The sequence below is a fragment of the Affinundibacterium baiyunense genome, assembly GCF_018139645.1.
Taxonomy (GTDB): domain Bacteria; phylum Pseudomonadota; class Gammaproteobacteria; order Burkholderiales; family Burkholderiaceae_D; genus Undibacterium; species Undibacterium baiyunense.
Map to the genome: position 1 here is coordinate 53,258 of NZ_JAGSPM010000006.1, position 16,432 is coordinate 69,689.

Consider the following 16,432-nt stretch of genomic DNA (forward strand, 5'->3'; position numbering starts at 1 on the left):
CCTGATTAGATGCCCAATTGTTGACGTTGTTGACGCAGATGCTCAGGCATATGCTCATAGATGTCCTCAAACATCTCCGCCGGACTAAACACATGGTTATCCGCCAGACTGCCAAGTGTTTCGGCTTCTTTCTGGGCAGCGATCACCATCGCTTCTAGTTCTTTCTGGGTATCTTCATGTTCTTGTTCAGACCATGCTCCTTGATTGATTAAATATTGTTTGAGGCGCGCAATCGGATCACCGAGTGGGAAATGGCTGGCATCATCAAGTGGACGATATTTAGATGGATCGTCTGATGTGGAATGGGGGCCCGCACGATAAGTAACCCATTCAATCAAAGTAGGGCCAAGATTGTTACGCGCACGTTCCGCTGCCCATTTCGAGGCCGCATACACCGCGAGGAAATCATTACCATCGACACGCAAGGCAGCGATACCGCAGCCTACACCACGTGCAGCAAAGGTCGTGTTCTCACCGCCAGCGATCGCTTGAAAAGTCGAAATCGCCCATTGATTATTCACCACATTCAAGATCACCGGAGCGTGATACACATGCGCGAAAGTGAGTGCCGTATCGAAGTCTGCTTCCGCGGTAGCGCCGTCGCCTATCCACGCCGAGGCGATCTTTGTATCACCCTTGATTGCAGATGCCATCGCCCAACCAACCGCTTGTATGTATTGGGTAGCGAGGTTGCCAGAAATCGAAAAGAAGCCTGCTTCCTTAATCGAATACATCACCGGTAATTGACGACCCTTGAGTGGATCACCTTCGTTGGACAGCAATTGGCAAATCAGACCTTTGAGTGGTACGTCACGCACCATCAGAATACTTTGCTGGCGATAGGTCGGGAAGCACATATCGTCTCGGTTTAAAGCCATCGCTTGTGCCGCACCAATTGCCTCTTCGCCCAGACTTTGCATGTAGAAGGACATTTTCTTTTGGCGTTGTGCGATCAGCATGCGCGAATCAAAAATGCGTGTCTTCATCATCGCTCGCATCCCAGCGCGCAAGGTCTCAATACTAATATCGGGAACCCAAGGGCCGACGGCATTTCCTTGTTCATCGAGCACGCGAATCAGTGAATAAGCGATGTCACGCGTATCAACTGGTGTCACATCAACCGGCGGGCGACGAATCTCACCTGCAGCGGATAAACGTAGATAGGAAAAGTCTGTCTTTTGGCCAGGACGGCCAGTGGGTTCCGGTACGTGTAAACGTAACGGGTCTGTGTGTGGCATGGTTTGTCTCCTTGCTCAATTGTGTCGAGCAAAAGTGGTGATATTTCACTACACCTATGTTGTGGTGCAGCATTTTTCTTTGTTTGTGGTGTTGAATTCTTATGGAATAAAACACCGCGAAAGCCTTCAATCTTTCTGGCCCAAAGTATCCACAAATCGTCTGTGATTGGCAAGTAAAGTTAGCTTGTTTCTTGACCTAATTTAAGAAATTTATTGTTTGATTTTTGGTGTAAGTATGGTGTCACGTTTGGCGTTTGGTATTTGCCGTTTGTCTTTGTTTTACTTGAACATCGAGATAATTTGAGAGTTTCTAGCTCGTCTAGAGTGTCCGTCAAAAACTAAATTCTAAGCGCCCAATATCCTTCATCCGAATTATTGTGGAATATTCGAGTAGACTGATCGCTTCTTATTTTTATTTGTAAGATAAATATGTCGAGAACTTGGGAATTAGAGGATGTGTCTGGTCGAGCAATTGAGGCTCCCTATACTTTTTACTTGCCATCCGCACAGTTGATTGCGCAATTGCAAGTTGGGGATCTGGTGAAATTGATCTTTCAATGCGAGATTGAAAACGAAGATGGTTATTCAGCTGAGCGTATGTGGGTGGAAATCACTTCTCGCGTAGGCGATGAGTTTGTTGGTAGGTTAGATAACTCACCGCGATTTATCGCTGATTTGCAAGTCAATGACGAGATTCGTTTTTCTGCTTGCCATATCATTCAATCACAAAGAGATGATCCTGTTCCTAGCTTGGCTGATCAGTACACCGAGCGTTGTTTTGTAACTAGTGCAGTATGGAAGGACAGACGTCCGGTGCGTGTCTTGTATCGCGAGACTTTGGATGAGGAAGACATTGCGCGTCGATATAGTGGCTGGACTTTGGCTGCGGGTGATGAAACTGACGAATATTGCGATAACCCTGATAATTGGCATTTCGTGTCTCTTGGTGCAGTGTTGAATTTGGACGATCAGTATAGAGCCCTGATTGATCTGCCATTCACGCATGAAGTTGAATATGTGTGGAACCCGCAAACCGAGACCTTTGACGAGCAAAGCACTTAATCAACGCACTCGATCAATGATACCGATATCTCCAATTCACTCATTTGCTAAGGTGTCTGAAAATGCATCCGGAAAAAGTTTGTCGTGAGCGCCTGCGGGTATTGACTGACTTACCTAATATTGGGAAGGAGGGGGCTGCAGATCTGGTGTTGCTTGGCATTACCCATCCAGACCAGATAGTCGGCCGTGATCCATTGCAGATGTATCATGACTTGTGTCGATTGACTCAACAAAGGCACGATCCTTGTGTGATAGATGTATTTATGTCGATTACACGGTTTATGGATGGTGAGCCAGCGCGCGCATGGTGGTGTTTTACAGAGGAGCGCAAACGTCTGGTCGCAAGTGCTTAATTTGAATTCCTAGTCGTTGGTATTTGCGTGAGAGAGCAAATTGCGATGTCAATAAGCTTCATTGCCACAGTGATTGTGGGCTGGCATTCGAGGGCTGGTAGTTGTCTGGATCGAAATTTCTTTCTACACGTCTAATCGAAAAATCATTTTGGTCTTGTTTAATAATACCTTTGGGATTGTTAAATGCGCCTATCAAAATAAATTCGGCTTAGTTTTCGCTTGGTTTCAAACTTTCGCCTGAATTTCGAGTCTAAAACCGACAATTTCGTGTCTTATGCCATTTTTTATATCGCAAAAAGCGATTTTTATCATCGTTGCTGACTCTAAGTTCATTTATTTTGCATGATTTTGTGCGGCGCAAAAGAATTTAATTTGATTATTTGTGGTTTTGTTGAATTAAATTCCAACATTTTAACAATGTATCAAATTTAATTATTTCGTTACATTTTTCATAGCACGGGAAGACAACTCGATTTCTCGTTCTGGTTTACAATCTCACCTTTATTTCAGAAATTGATCGTCGTGCCCAATCTAGTTGAAATTCGTGATTTGCAGTTTGGCTATGGCAACCGGAATATTTTGTCCGGTTTGAACATGGATTTTCCGCGCGGCAAAGTGATTGCCGTCATGGGTGGTTCTGGTTCAGGTAAGACCACTATCCTGCGTTTGATTGGCGGACAGATCGCGCCTCAGCGTGGTCATGTGTCCGTCAATGGTGAAATTGTTCATCATCTCAAAACAGAGGGGCTGTATGCCCTGCGTCGTAAGATGGGCATGCTGTTTCAGCATGGCGCTTTGTTCACTGATCTGAGTGTGTTTGATAATGTCGCCTTCCCACTGCGAGAGCATGCCAAGTTATCAGACAGCATGATTCAGGATTTGGTGATGATGAAGCTGAACGCAGTTGGTTTGCGTAACGCGGCGAAGTTAAAGCCATCGGAAATTTCTGGTGGGATGGCGCGCCGTGTCGCTTTAGCGCGAGCAGTTGCACTTGATCCGCAGTTGATTATGTATGACGAACCATTTGCAGGACTAGATCCCATTTCTATGGGGGTGACGGCCACTTTGATTCGCAATTTAAATAACGCGCTTGGCTCCACAAGTATTTTGGTGTCTCATGATGTGCATGAGACTTTTATTATTGCCGATTACGTGTATTTTTTATCGCAAGGAAAAATTGTCGCGCAAGGCACGCCAAAGGAAATGTTGGAATCAACCGATCCATACGTCAAACAATTCGTGCATGCAGAAAGCGATGGTCCTGTTCCTTTCCACTACCCAGGCAAATCGATGGCTGACGAGCTTGGCCTGAAGCGACATTCTGGAGATGCGACATGATGACACAGTTAATTAGTCGCCTCGGTCAATTCACCCGCGAGACCATCGAAAATCTCGGCCATGCTAGCCGCAGTTTTGTCAGCATCGTGATTAATTCTCCTAGCCTATGGCGTCGGCCGCAATTGATCGCTGATCAGGTGCATTTCATCGGCAACTATTCATTGGTGATCATCGCGATTTCGGGTCTGTTTGTTGGTTTCGTACTCGGCTATCAAGGTTATTACACCTTGAATCGTTATGGTTCAGAAGAAGCATTGGGTTTGCTGGTTGCCTTGTCCCTTGTACGCGAGCTTGGACCAGTCGTTACAGCTTTGCTGTTTGCTGGTCGGGCAGGTACTTCATTAACTGCGGAAATCGGTTTAATGAAGGCTGGTGAGCAATTGGCGGCGATGGAGATGATGGCGGTCAATCCGCTGCAACGTGTGGTTGCACCGCGCTTTATTGCAGGCGTTATTGCTTTGCCGATTTTGACTTTAATTTTTAATGCGATGGGCATCATCGGCGGTTACTTAGTTGGCGTGTCGCTGATTGGTGTCGATAGCGGTTCCTTCTGGTCGCAGATGCAAGCTGGTGTCGATATCTGGGGGGATCTTGGTAACGGCATTATTAAGAGTATCGTGTTCGGATTTGCAGTCACTTTTGTCGCCTTGTATCAAGGTTACGAAGCGACGCCAACACCTGAAGGTGTGGCACGTGCGACTACGCGGACGGTAGTCATTTCTTCTTTGCTGGTACTGTGGTTGGATTTCTTGCTAACCGCATGGATGTTCCAATAAAGCGCATTCTGAGTTTGGCTTTGAGTTTGAATTTGAATTTATACAATCGCACTGATGGCGACAATGTCACGGTGGATTTTGGTAAGAGGTAAAAATAATGCAAAAAAAATCAATCGACTTTTGGGTAGGCATTTTCGTCCTGCTAGGTGCGGTATCTTTATTATTTTTGGCTTTGAAGGCGGGCAATATGAGCAGCCTGTCTTTCGAACAAACGTATGAGGTTACTACCAAGTTCGACAATATTGGTGGATTAAAACCAAACGCTGCCGTGAAGAGTGCAGGGGTTGTAGTCGGGCGTGTTAGCTCGATTAATTTTGACGACAAGACTTTTCAAGCAACAGTGACGCTAAAAATGGAAAAGCGTTATAGCTTTCCCAAAGACACTTCTGCAAAAATTTTAACGGCTGGCTTGTTAGGCGAACAGTATATTGGATTGGAAGCGGGTGGCGATGTGAAGAATTTAGCAGCAGGCGACAAAATTACGATGACGCAGTCAGCAGTAGTTTTGGAAAACTTGATTAGCCAGTTCTTGTTCAGCAAAGCCGCTGAAGGCAAGGAAGAACAAAAATGAGTTTCCAGTTTTTAAATCGTATACAACTAAGTAGTTTTGCTTTACGCGTGCTTATTTTGTGCGCAATTGGTTTAAGTATGACTGCTTGCTCAACGGTGACAAAAGTCAAATCGAAAGCATTGGTGACCTTAGAAAAAGTGAGCGAAACCACAGGTATCGGAAATAATCCGGATGATCCTTTGGAAGGCTTTAATCGCTCTATGTTTAATTTCAATGAGAGCCTAGATGCCTCTGTTTTGAAACCAACTGCGCAAGCATACCAATCCGTTACGCCTGATTTTGTGCAAACAGGGATTGGCAACTTCTTTAGTAATATTGGCGACGTTTGGACCGCGGTAAATAATGTTTTGCAAGGTAATATCGGTGACGGCGTGAATGATATTTTACGTTTTGGCGTCAACACGACCTTTGGATTGGCAGGCTTGATTGATATTGCAAGTGCAGCGGGTATGCCTAAACATCGTGCTGACTTTGGGCAAACGTTAGGCGTGTGGGGTGTTCCTTCTGGGCCGTTTGTGATGTTGCCTGTGTTAGGTGCATCAACCTTGCGAGATACGATAGCGACGCCAATTGACTTCAAAGGCGATATTTTGTATTCGAAAACATCAACCGCAGTGAAAAATTCGACTTCGGTATTGAAAGTGATCGACAAGCGCGCTGCCGCTTTAGATGCAGTTAGTTTGATTGAAGAGGCTGCTCTTGATAAGTATGTATTCATTCGCGGTGCTTACTTGCAAAGAAGAGAGAGTCAAATTAGTGCAGGTAAAAAAGAAGAGCAGGAATAAGCCGAGATTAATCAACTTGGTGAACTTGCTGAATCTGCATTAATTGTTTAAAGGTGTAAGGGGAGATTGGAAAAGCGTCAACCAAATGTCCGTAGCCGTAGTTAAGGTAAAAGTAAGGTAAAAGTAAGGTTCAAGTAAGGCTAAAGTAAAGTCAAAGCAACCTCAAACTGCAGTCTATGGATTTATTCCACAAGTAATCTCACAAATCAGGAAAATATGATGAAGAAAATTAGTCGTTTTTTAGTTAGTCTTTTTATCGGTGTTAGTTTGATCGGTGCTGTCCAAGCGCAAGAAGCACCGGATGTTTTGATTAAACGCTTGAGTACCGAGATCATCGATGCAGCGAAGACCGATAAAGATATTCAGTCTGGTAATCGTCAACGTATTAATGATCTGGTCGAAACTAAAGTTTTGCCACATATTAATTTCGAACGGATGACATCGTTAGCCGTGAGCAAAAGCTGGCGTACCGCTACGCCAGAGCAACAGAAACAATTGGTGACGGAATTTCGCACTTTGTTGATTCACACCTATTCAGGTGCGATTACACAAATTCGTGATCAACGTGTTGAATTTAAGCCTTTCCGCAGTGCTCCAGATGATACTGAAGTGGAAGTGAAAAGCTTGGTGATTCAAACACGTGGCGAGCCTTTGCAATTGAGCTACCGTTTGGAAAAAACAGCGTCTGGCTGGAAAATTTTTGACATCAATGTTTTAGGTGCATGGTTGGTCGAAACCTACAAAGGTAGCTTCTCAGCAGAAGTGAACAAGAGTGGTGTCGATGGTTTGATCAAAACTTTGATCGAGAAAAACAAGAAGTTGGCAGCAGCGCCTGCTAAGAAATAATTATTTATTTAACGTCGGAGTCCAGCATGGTCTTGCAAGATCAAGAATTAAGTTTGCGTAACGCAGTATCCGTGTCAGAGGCGGGTTTGCAAGCGATTCATGCTGGCTCAAATCAAATCGATATGTCGCCATTGAAGGCGGTAGATTCGAGCGCGGTTGCAGTAATGCTTGCGTGGCAACGCCAGGCGCAATCCTCCAATCAACAATTGCAATTTGTTGGTGTCCCTGCAAGCTTGATGAGCTTAATTTCTCTTTATGGTTTGACTGAGTTCTTTGACTTGGTCGAGGCCACTTCATTTGAGCGACATTGATCCTCATATCTTTTATACCGATTGTCTATACAAGTGCTGCAATAAAGCGCAACCCATAATCGGACAAAATCCCCTATAATCTCGTGTTTTCACGGCAATTGTCGTGAACTTGTTAGATATTTTCTTGAGCTGCTTGAACAGTAAAATCGGATGAAGCATCCATGTTTTGACTGCTTGAGAGTTCGTAATCAATGCGCTGAAGCGCGAATGCCACATGGCTGCCATACAAATTAGTAATGTACAAAAATCCTATCAGTCTGCAGGCAAAAAGCTACAGGCTCTAGGTGGTGTTTCACTTGCGATTGAAGAAGGCGAGTTTTTTGGTTTACTTGGTCCAAATGGCGCAGGTAAGACAACCTTAATTTCGATTATTGCCGGTTTGAATCGTGCTGACTCTGGCCAAGTTTTGGTGCAAGGACATGATGTCGTGCGCGACTACCGTGCTGCGCGCAGCAAGCTCGGTGTGGTGCCGCAAGAATTGGTGTTTGATCCATTCTTCACGGTGCGTGAAACCCTGCGTTTGCAATCTGGTTATTTCGGCATTAAAAATAATGATGCGTGGATCGACGAGGTCATGGAAAACCTTGATCTAACGAATAAAGCCGATGCAAATATGCGGGCTTTATCGGGTGGTATGAAGCGCCGTGTTTTAGTCGCACAAGCATTGGTGCATAAACCACCAGTGATTATTTTGGACGAGCCGACTGCGGGTGTGGATGTGGAGTTGCGTCAAACTTTGTGGAAGTTCATTTCGCGCCTAAATCGTGAAGGACATACCATTGTTTTGACTACGCACTATTTGGAAGAAGCACAAGCTTTGTGTAATCGGGTCGCAATGTTGAAAGCCGGTAAAGTTGTCGCTCTCGATACCATGTCTGCGCTGATTAAGCGTATTTCCGGTTCACAAATGAAAGTGCAACTGGCGCAAAGCGCATTGTCAGCACCCTTGCCATCTTCATTGCACAATCTGATTATCCCTGCAGATACGCAAGCCGAGGCGAATAGCTTTGCTTTACGGATTACGAATTACGCTGAGGTTGAGCCGATATTGGCGAATCTGCGTCAAGCGGGTTGCGTGATTGAGGATCTGCAATTGCAACAAGCCGATCTGGAAGATGTGTTCTTACAAATTATGGGTGGAGGAAATCCGCAATGATAGGCTTCCGCACCTTATTGTATAAAGAAGTTTTGCGCTTCTGGAAAGTCGCAACGCAGACCATCACCGCACCGATTATGACGGCGATGATGTATCTGTTGATTTTCGGTCAGGCGCTCGAAGGCCACGTCAAAGTGCATGGCGTCACTTACATGGCATTTTTGATTCCAGGATTGGTGATGATGAGCGTTTTGCAGAACGCGTTTGCGAATGCATCTTCATCGTTGATTCAATCCAAAATTACCGGTAATTTGGTATTTATCATGTTGCCACCGTTGTCGCATTGGGAAATGTTTTTTGCCTATGTGTTGGCGGCGGTCGTGCGCGGACTTGCCGTTGGTTTAGGTGTGTTTGTAGTGACCGCATGGTTTGCACACTTGAGTTTTAGTGCGCCTTTATGGATCGCCTTATTTGCTTTGATGAGTGCCTTCGTGCTCGGTACGATGGGATTAATCGTTGGTATTTGGGCAGAGAAATTCGATCAGCTCGCTGGTTTTCAGAATTTTGTAATCGTGCCAGCAACTTTTTTGTCGGGCGTGTTTTATTCGATCAATTCACTGCCGCCGATTTGGCAAACCATTTCGCATTTCAATCCCTTCTTCTATATGATTGATGGCTTCCGTTATGGCTTTACTGGCCAGTCAGATGTCGATCCTGTACGTAGTCTTGTGATTGTGACGATTTTCTTGTTGGCATTGACGGCGGTTGCGATGCAGATGCTGCGTAGTGGTTATAAACTACGCCACTAATTAGAAGATGAAATAAGCTTGTTTCGCACTTAAGAATTCATTTTAAAAAATATTTTAGAAAGACCTATCGTGTTTCCTACACCAGAACAAATTAAAAATTACATCGCTGCCGGTTTGGAATGTACACATCTTGAAGTGAAAGGTGACGGTCAGCACTTCACTGCGGTGATCGTTTCTCCTGCGTTTGCTGGTAAGCGATTGATTCAACGTCATCAAATTGTGTATGCGGCTTTGGGCGATCGCATGCGTGAAGAAATTCATGCTTTGTCGATGAAAACTTTAACTCCGGAAGAATTTCAATAAGCATGGATAAGTTACTGATCACAGGCGGCAATCGCCTGAATGGCGATGTCATTATTTCTGGCGCTAAGAATGCGGCTTTGCCGATTTTGTGTGCTGGGTTGTTGAGTGCTGGAGATGTGGTTTTGCACAATGTGCCGCATTTGCAAGACGTTGCTACGATGTTGAAATTACTCAAGCAAATGGGTTTGCGCGTCACTGAAGAAAACGGTGTCGTCACCTTAAATGGCGCAGCGATTGATAAGTTAGAAGCGCCTTACGATATGGTGAAAACCATGCGCGCGTCAATCTTGGTGCTAGGCCCCTTGTTGGCACGATTTGGCGAGGCGAAAGTCTCTTTGCCAGGTGGTTGCGCAATTGGCTCTCGTCCAGTTGATCAGCACATCAAAGGCTTGCAAGCGATGGGCGCGGAGATCACGATTGAGGCTGGTTATATCCACGCTAAAGCGAAACGCTTGCGCGGTGCGCGTATCGTCACCGATATGATCACCGTCACGGGTACAGAAAACCTGTTGATGGCAGCGACTTTAGCTGACGGCGAAACTGTTTTAGAAAACGCAGCGCGTGAGCCTGAGGTAACTGATCTTGCCAATTTGTTAGTGGCGATGGGCGCTAAGATTTCTGGCATAGGCACAGATCGTTTGGTGATTCAGGGTGTTGATGCCTTACACAGCGCAACGCATACCGTGATTGCAGACCGCATCGAAACCGCCACTTTTTTGTGTGCGGTCGCTGCGACAGGCGGCGATTTGACGGTGAAAAATACGCGCAGCGACATTCTGGACGTGGCATTAGATAAATTGCGTGAAGCTGGCGTGATCATTACTACTGGCACTGATTGGATACGCGCGCAAATGAGTGGTCGTCCGAAAGCCGTGAGTTTCCGTACTACTGAATATCCAGGCTTTCCAACCGATATGCAAGCGCAATTTATGGCGCTCGACTGTTTGGCGAACGGCACTGCACGCGTCACCGAAACAATTTTTGAAAATCGTTTTATGCATGTGCAAGAAATGAATCGCCTCGGTGCCCATATTGAAATCGATGGCCATACAGCAATTGTAAATGGTGTAGAAAAACTGGTGGGTGCGCCAGTAATGGCAACCGACTTGCGCGCTTCCGCATCATTGGTCATTGCAGGTTTGGCGGCACAAGGTGAGACTTTGATCGATCGCATTTATCACCTTGATCGTGGCTACGACCGAATGGAAGTAAAGTTGTCTGCGGTGGGTGCCCAAATTCAACGTGTGAAGTAAGCAAGTTCAAATAAGTTCGAGTGAATACAAATAAGTGAAGCAATCGATATGAGTTCTCAGCAACTAACTTTGGCCTTGTCCAAAGGGCGCATTTTTGAAGAAACCTTACCGCTGTTGGAAGCGGCGGGTATCCACGTGACTGAAGATCCCGAAAAATCGCGTAAGTTGATTTTGGCGACCAACGATCCTGATGTGCGCGTGATTATTGTGCGCGCTTCTGATGTGCCAACTTATGTGCAATACGGCGCGGCAGATTTTGGCGTGGCAGGTAAAGATGTGTTATTCGAGCATGGTGGTGCGGGCTTGTATCAACCTATTGATTTAGGCATCGCAAAATGCCGCATGTCAGTCGCAGTGTCGGTAGGCTTTGATTATGCGAACGCGGTGCGTCAAGGCGCGCGTCTACGTGTCGCAACCAAATACACAGAAACGGCGCGTCAGCATTTCGCTAGCAAAGGTGTGCATATTGATTTGATTAAGTTGTATGGCTCGATGGAATTAGCGCCGCTAGTTGGTTTGTCCGATGTAATCGTCGATTTGGTCAGTACGGGCAATACCTTGCGCGCGAATAATTTGGTCGAAGTCGAGGAGATCATGGATATCTCTTCACGCTTAGTCGTGAATCAAGCGGCGTTAAAATTGAAACGCGAACGCTTACAGCCAATCTTGCAAGCGTTCGAACGCGCGTCGGAGGGCAAGTAATGAGCTTCACAACAGCACTGACTCACTTAGATTCTACGCAGTCAGGTTTCGCGCAAACCTTACGCCAATTGCTAGCATTTGAAGCGAGTGAAGATGCCGCAATTGATCAGAGTGTAGTGCAGATTTTGCAGGCAGTTAAAACGCGCGGTGATGCCGCGGTGCTTGAGTATACTCAGCGTTTTGATCGTTTGTCTGCCGTCAGTTCTATGCACTCTTTGGAAATTCCACAAGCTGATTTGCATGCGGCGTTGGCGAGTATTTCTAATGAACGTCGTATTGCATTAGAGGCAGCAGCGCAGCGTGTGCGCGCCTACCACGAAGTGCAAAAGCGTGAATGTGGTTCGGCAGGATTTTCCTATACTGAAGCAGACGGCACGGTGCTAGGACAAAAAGTCACGCCTTTAGATCGCGTCGGCATTTACGTGCCGGGCGGTAAAGCGGCATATCCATCTTCTGTATTGATGAACGCGATTCCAGCAAAGGTCGCTGGTGTGCGTGAAATTATTATGGTGGTGCCAACGCCTGATGGCGTGCGTAATCCTATGGTATTAGCTGCTGCTGCCATCGCGGGTGTTGATCGCGTGTTCACCATCGGTGGCGCGCAGGCAGTCGCCGCTTTGGCGTATGGCACCGAAAGCATTCCGCAAGTTGATAAAATTGTGGGACCAGGTAATGCCTATGTCGCGAACGCTAAGCGTCGTGTATTTGGCACAGTGGGTATTGACATGATTGCCGGGCCTTCTGAGATTTTAGTTTTATGCGATGGCACCACCGATCCCGATTGGGTTGCGATGGATTTGTTCTCGCAAGCGGAACATGATGAACTCGCGCAATCGATTCTGTTATGCCCAGATGCGGCGTACATTGATGCAGTACATGCCAGCATTGATAAGTTGATTGAAACAATGCCACGCGCGGAGATTATTCGAACTTCATTGAGAGATCGTGGCGCTTTGATCAAAGTGCGTGACATGCAAGAAGCGTGTGATATCGCGAATGAGATCGCGGCAGAGCATTTAGAAATTTCGGCAGAAAACCCACAGCAATGGGCGGATCAAATTCGTCATGCCGGTGCGATGTTCCTTGGACGTTTTTCTTCCGAATCATTGGGTGATTATTGCGCTGGGCCGAATCATGTTTTGCCGACTTCACGTACCGCGCGTTTCTCTTCGCCTTTAGGTGTGTATGATTTCCAGAAGCGTTCATCGATGATACAAGTCAGTGAGCAGGGCGCACAAACCTTGGGTAAGATCGCAGCTGAACTCGCGTATGGTGAAGGATTGCCGGCGCATGCGCGTAGTGCTGAATTGCGTTTGAAATAGAAAAAGCAATGACAGTCAAAATCTATAACCGCAGAGGCGCAGAGTACGCGGAGGAAAGCATGACTAATATCTCTGCGTTCTTTGCGCCTCTGCGGCTAGGTTTTTCTATTCGTTCAATCATATGAACAGCTTCCTCAATCAAATTTTTAACGAAGATGCCATCACCGGTTTGCATCGCATACCCGATGGCAGTATCGATTTGATTTTGACCGATCCGCCTTATGGTTTGGGTAAGGATTACGGCAATGATTCTGATAAACAGGAAGCAGCTGATTACTTAGCATGGACTGAGCGTTGGATAGACGCCGCTTTGCCAAAACTCAAGCCAACTGGCTCGCTGTACATCTTTTTGACTTGGCGCTATTCGCCAGAAATTTTCGTGATGCTCAAGCAACGCATGACGATGATCAATGAAATTATTTGGGATAGACGCGTCCCGTCTATGGGCGGGAGCACACGTAGCTTTTCTTCAGTGCATGACACGATAGGTTTATTCGTGAAATCGAAAAATTATTATTTCGATTTAGATGCTGTGCGCATTCCCTATGATGCGGCGACCAAAAAAGCCCGTTCGCGCTCTATCTTTGTTGGTGCCAAGTGGTTGGAACTCGGTTACAACCCAAAAGATTTGTGGAGTGTGTCACGTCTGCACAAAGAAGATGTGGAACGTGTTGAACACCCAACCCAAAAACCTTTAGAAATTATTCAACGTATGGTGCTAGCATCTTGTCCAGAGAATGGCGTGGTACTTGATCCGTTTATGGGCAGTGGCACCACTGCGATCGCGGCACGACGTTGTGGTCGACAATTTGTCGGCTTTGAACTCAATCCAGATTACTGCGCCATCATTGAGGCGCGTCTACAATCGGCAGAGGCAGAATTACAAGTTCTGAATAATCAACCGACCGAACCAGTGCGGGCTAAACCTGTGCTTGCTAAAGTAAGTAAACGAATCAGTAAAGCGAAAACGGTGGTTACCAAGGCAAAAGCTGAACGTACGAAATCAACAGTTCGAAAAAAGAGTGCAGCGTCACTTGAAACTTGATTCTTAAGAATTATTCATTGAATTTAAAACGAGCAACAGTCTCATGTCTATAGTAGAGAATATTATTCGCGCTGATGTGCGCGCTTTGTCGGCGTATCACGTGCCGGACGCAACGGGTCTTTTGAAACTCGATGCGATGGAAAATCCATACACCTTGACGCCAGCTTTGCAGCAAGCATTGGCGAAACGTTTATCAGAAACAGCCTTAAATCGTTATCCTGTGCCGAATTATTTGGCCATGAAAGAGGCGTTGAAAACCAACTTCGGTGTGCCTGATGGTTATGACTTGGTGTTGGGTAATGGTTCCGATGAATTGATCGCGATGATCAGTATTGCTTGTGCCAAACCGGGCGCGAAAGTATTGGCGCCAATGCCGGGATTTGTGATGTATGCGATGTCTGCACAATTTGCGGGCATGGAGTTTGTTGGCGTACCGCTGAACGCAGATTTCACACTCGACAAAGCGGCGATGTTGGCAGCGATTGCTGAGCATCGTCCGGCGATCACGTATTTGGCCTATCCGAATAATCCAACTGGTACTTTGTTTGATGTCGCTGATATGGAAGAAATTATTTCGGCAGTGGGTGATAGCGGTGTGGTGATTGTCGATGAGGCATACCAACCATTTGCGCAAACAAGTTTTATGTCGCGTTTGCCAGAATTTTCGAATCTGGTTGTGATGCGCACGGTATCCAAATTAGGCTTGGCAGGAATACGCCTAGGATACATGTCGGCGTCTGCCGCTTTACTGCAAGAATTTGATAAAGTTCGCCCACCTTATAACGTAAATGTGTTGACCGAAGCGGCGATACTTTGCTTGCTAGAACACGCCGATGTGTTTGAGCAGCAAGCGGCACAATTGCGCGCGCAACGCAGTCAGTTGTCTAGTCAACTTACCAGCTTGCCAGGCGTGGAAGTATTTCCCTCTGCGGCAAACTTTTTGCTAATTCGCCTGTCAAATCCCGAGAAAAGTGAGACATATGGCAATGAAGTCTTCACAAAATTGTTGGAACAAAAAATTTTGGTGAAAAATGTGGGTAAAATGCATGCACTTTTGCAGAACTGTTTGCGCATCACCGTCAGTACGCCAGAAGAAAACGCCCAATTTCTAAATGCGTTTAGACTGGCTTTGGTATAAGTTTTTTTTGAAATTTTTATTAAAATTTTTCTGTCGAATTTCACTCAACAACATAATAGCTAACCAGCTAACCACAATTAGCTAATCTCATCATGCAACGTACAGCGCAAGTTACACGCAATACCAATGAAACCAAGATTCGCGTCGCGATTAATCTCGATGGTACAGGCAAACAATCTTTAAAGACGGGTGTGCCGTTTTTGGATCATATGCTCGATCAAATTGCACGTCATGGATTGATCGATTTAGATATCGAAGCCGATGGTGATTTGCATATTGATGCGCATCACACGGTGGAAGATGTTGGTATCACTTTGGGACAAGCATTTGCACAAGCGATCGGTGATAAAAAAGGCATACGTCGCTATGGTCATGCCTATGTGCCACTCGATGAAGCTTTGTCACGTGTCGTGATTGATTTTTCTGGACGTCCTGGTCTTGAATATCATGTGGATTTCAAACGAGCGATGATCGGTTCATTTGATGTTGACTTGACCCATGAATTTTTCCAAGGCTTTGTGAATCATGCTTTGGTCTCTCTACATATTGATAATCTGCGTGGTGAAAATGCACATCATCAATGTGAAACCATTTTCAAAGCCTTTGGTCGTGCGCTGCGTATGGCAGCCGAGTTAGATGAACGCGCCTTGGGCACCATTCCATCCACAAAAGGTAGTCTATAAAAAAGCGATAGCGATGGCATAAAGCTTGCATGTTTATGCTATTCGCGAATACTTCACTATGCCTACTCCCTCATTGTTATGAATAAGATAGTTGTCGTTGATTACGGCATGGGTAATGTGCGCTCTGTTGCGCAAGCATTGCGCGCGGTTGCCCCTGAAGCCGAGGTACTAATTTCAGGTTCGATTGCGGATATTCAATCGGCTGATCGTTTGGTCTTGCCAGGTCAAGGTGCGATGCCCGATTGCATGCGTAGTTTGCAAGAATCCGGTGTGCAAGAGGCCTTGCTACAAGCAGCACGAGTAAAGCCTCTATTTGGCGTTTGTGTTGGTGAACAGATGTTGTTTGACATCAGCGCAGAAGGTAATACGCCATGCTTAGGCTTACTGCCAGGTAAGGTTGTACGCTTTGATTTAAGCGGACAATTGCAAGAAGATGGTTCCCGTTATAAAGTGCCACAAATGGGATGGAATCGCGTGCATCAAACGCAAGCGCATCCGCTTTGGAATGGCATTGCTGACGATAGTTACTTTTACTTCGTGCATAGTTATTTTGTGCAAGCTGAAGATGAGCAAGATGTGGTTGGCACCACTGAATATGGTCAAGTATTTACTTCGGCCGTTGCACGAGAAAATATTTTTGCGACACAGTTTCATCCAGAGAAAAGTGCGGCTGCTGGATTGCAACTATATAAAAATTTTGTACACTGGAATCCTTAATAAAAGGATAGAAGTGATTCAAATGATTGATGTTTCTATCGTTTGATTGTTGGTCTTTGTTGTTTAATACGTTTTCGTTCGATT

General features: G+C 45.8%; 19 protein-coding genes. 18 read left to right on the forward strand and 1 reads right to left on the reverse strand.

What is annotated here, in order from left to right:
* Positions 1–5: 5 nt before the first annotated feature.
* Positions 6–1,238 (reverse strand): 3-methyl-2-oxobutanoate dehydrogenase (2-methylpropanoyl-transferring) subunit alpha, encoded by a 1,233-nt coding sequence (locus KDM92_RS10930; protein ID WP_212684398.1) that lies wholly within the window; start codon positions 1,236–1,238, stop codon positions 6–8.
* A 429-nt stretch (positions 1,239–1,667) separates the two neighbouring features.
* On the opposite strand from KDM92_RS10930, the gene KDM92_RS10935 reads away from it, so the two are divergent.
* The 18 genes from KDM92_RS10935 (at position 1,668) to hisH (ending at position 16,348) form a co-directional block, all read left to right on the forward strand.
* Entirely contained in the window at positions 1,668–2,300 is a 633-nt protein-coding gene (locus KDM92_RS10935) for an immunity protein Imm33 domain-containing protein (RefSeq protein WP_212684399.1), read from the forward strand.
* 62 nt (positions 2,301–2,362) lie between these two features.
* A complete protein-coding gene (locus KDM92_RS10940; protein WP_212684400.1) occupies positions 2,363–2,653 on the forward strand; it encodes a helix-hairpin-helix domain-containing protein in 291 nt (96 codons plus the stop codon).
* 522 nt (positions 2,654–3,175) lie between these two features.
* Positions 3,176–3,991 (forward strand): ABC transporter ATP-binding protein, encoded by an 816-nt coding sequence (locus KDM92_RS10945; RefSeq protein ID WP_212684401.1) that lies wholly within the window; start codon positions 3,176–3,178, stop codon positions 3,989–3,991.
* A complete protein-coding gene (gene mlaE / locus KDM92_RS10950) occupies positions 3,991–4,767 on the forward strand; it encodes a lipid asymmetry maintenance ABC transporter permease subunit MlaE (protein WP_438947466.1) in 777 nt (258 codons plus the stop codon). Before KDM92_RS10945 ends, mlaE begins: the two co-directional genes overlap by 1 nt.
* A 97-nt stretch (positions 4,768–4,864) precedes the next feature.
* On the forward strand, positions 4,865–5,338 hold the full coding sequence (gene mlaD, locus KDM92_RS10955; protein WP_212684403.1) for an outer membrane lipid asymmetry maintenance protein MlaD: 474 nt from the start codon (positions 4,865–4,867) through the stop codon (positions 5,336–5,338).
* Positions 5,335–6,123, forward strand: coding sequence for an MlaA family lipoprotein (locus KDM92_RS10960; RefSeq protein ID WP_230408299.1), 789 nt, complete (start codon positions 5,335–5,337; stop codon positions 6,121–6,123). Before mlaD ends, KDM92_RS10960 begins: the two co-directional genes overlap by 4 nt.
* Before the next feature lie 219 nt (positions 6,124–6,342).
* Positions 6,343–6,969 carry an MlaC/ttg2D family ABC transporter substrate-binding protein gene (locus KDM92_RS10965; RefSeq protein WP_189346368.1) on the forward strand — a complete coding sequence of 209 codons (627 nt, stop codon included), beginning with the start codon at positions 6,343–6,345 and terminating at the stop codon, positions 6,967–6,969.
* Positions 6,970–6,995: 26 nt separating this feature from the next.
* Positions 6,996–7,280, forward strand: coding sequence for an STAS domain-containing protein (locus KDM92_RS10970; protein WP_212684405.1), 285 nt, complete (start codon positions 6,996–6,998; stop codon positions 7,278–7,280).
* Positions 7,281–7,494: 214 nt separating this feature from the next.
* The gene (locus tag KDM92_RS10975; protein WP_212684407.1) at positions 7,495–8,436 is read left to right on the forward strand and encodes an ABC transporter ATP-binding protein; all 942 of its coding nucleotides are present in this window, start codon (positions 7,495–7,497) and stop codon (positions 8,434–8,436) included.
* A complete protein-coding gene (locus KDM92_RS10980; RefSeq protein WP_212675948.1) occupies positions 8,433–9,185 on the forward strand; it encodes an ABC transporter permease in 753 nt (250 codons plus the stop codon). Before KDM92_RS10975 ends, KDM92_RS10980 begins: the two co-directional genes overlap by 4 nt.
* Positions 9,186–9,254: 69 nt before the next feature.
* Positions 9,255–9,488 (forward strand): BolA family protein, encoded by a 234-nt coding sequence (locus KDM92_RS10985; RefSeq protein WP_212684409.1) that lies wholly within the window; start codon positions 9,255–9,257, stop codon positions 9,486–9,488.
* Between the two features lie 2 nt (positions 9,489–9,490).
* On the forward strand, positions 9,491–10,741 hold the full coding sequence (murA, locus tag KDM92_RS10990) for a UDP-N-acetylglucosamine 1-carboxyvinyltransferase (protein WP_212684411.1): 1,251 nt from the start codon (positions 9,491–9,493) through the stop codon (positions 10,739–10,741).
* 48 nt (positions 10,742–10,789) lie between these two features.
* The gene (gene hisG, locus KDM92_RS10995; RefSeq protein WP_189346219.1) at positions 10,790–11,443 is read left to right on the forward strand and encodes an ATP phosphoribosyltransferase; all 654 of its coding nucleotides are present in this window, start codon (positions 10,790–10,792) and stop codon (positions 11,441–11,443) included.
* On the forward strand, positions 11,443–12,765 hold the full coding sequence (gene hisD, locus KDM92_RS11000) for a histidinol dehydrogenase (RefSeq protein WP_212684413.1): 1,323 nt from the start codon (positions 11,443–11,445) through the stop codon (positions 12,763–12,765). Before hisG ends, hisD begins: the two co-directional genes overlap by 1 nt.
* 121 nt (positions 12,766–12,886) lie before the next feature.
* On the forward strand, positions 12,887–13,810 hold the full coding sequence (locus KDM92_RS11005) for a DNA-methyltransferase (RefSeq protein ID WP_212684414.1): 924 nt from the start codon (positions 12,887–12,889) through the stop codon (positions 13,808–13,810).
* A 43-nt stretch (positions 13,811–13,853) separates the two neighbouring features.
* On the forward strand, positions 13,854–14,948 hold the full coding sequence (hisC, locus tag KDM92_RS11010) for a histidinol-phosphate transaminase (RefSeq protein WP_212684416.1): 1,095 nt from the start codon (positions 13,854–13,856) through the stop codon (positions 14,946–14,948).
* Positions 14,949–15,040: 92 nt separating this feature from the next.
* Positions 15,041–15,631 carry an imidazoleglycerol-phosphate dehydratase HisB gene (hisB, locus tag KDM92_RS11015; protein ID WP_189346215.1) on the forward strand — a complete coding sequence of 197 codons (591 nt, stop codon included), beginning with the start codon at positions 15,041–15,043 and terminating at the stop codon, positions 15,629–15,631.
* A gap of 78 nt (positions 15,632–15,709) precedes the next feature.
* Complete coding sequence (gene hisH / locus KDM92_RS11020; RefSeq protein WP_212684418.1) at positions 15,710–16,348, forward strand: imidazole glycerol phosphate synthase subunit HisH; 639 nt, start codon at positions 15,710–15,712, stop codon at positions 16,346–16,348.
* The last annotated feature ends 84 nt before the right edge of the window (positions 16,349–16,432 follow it).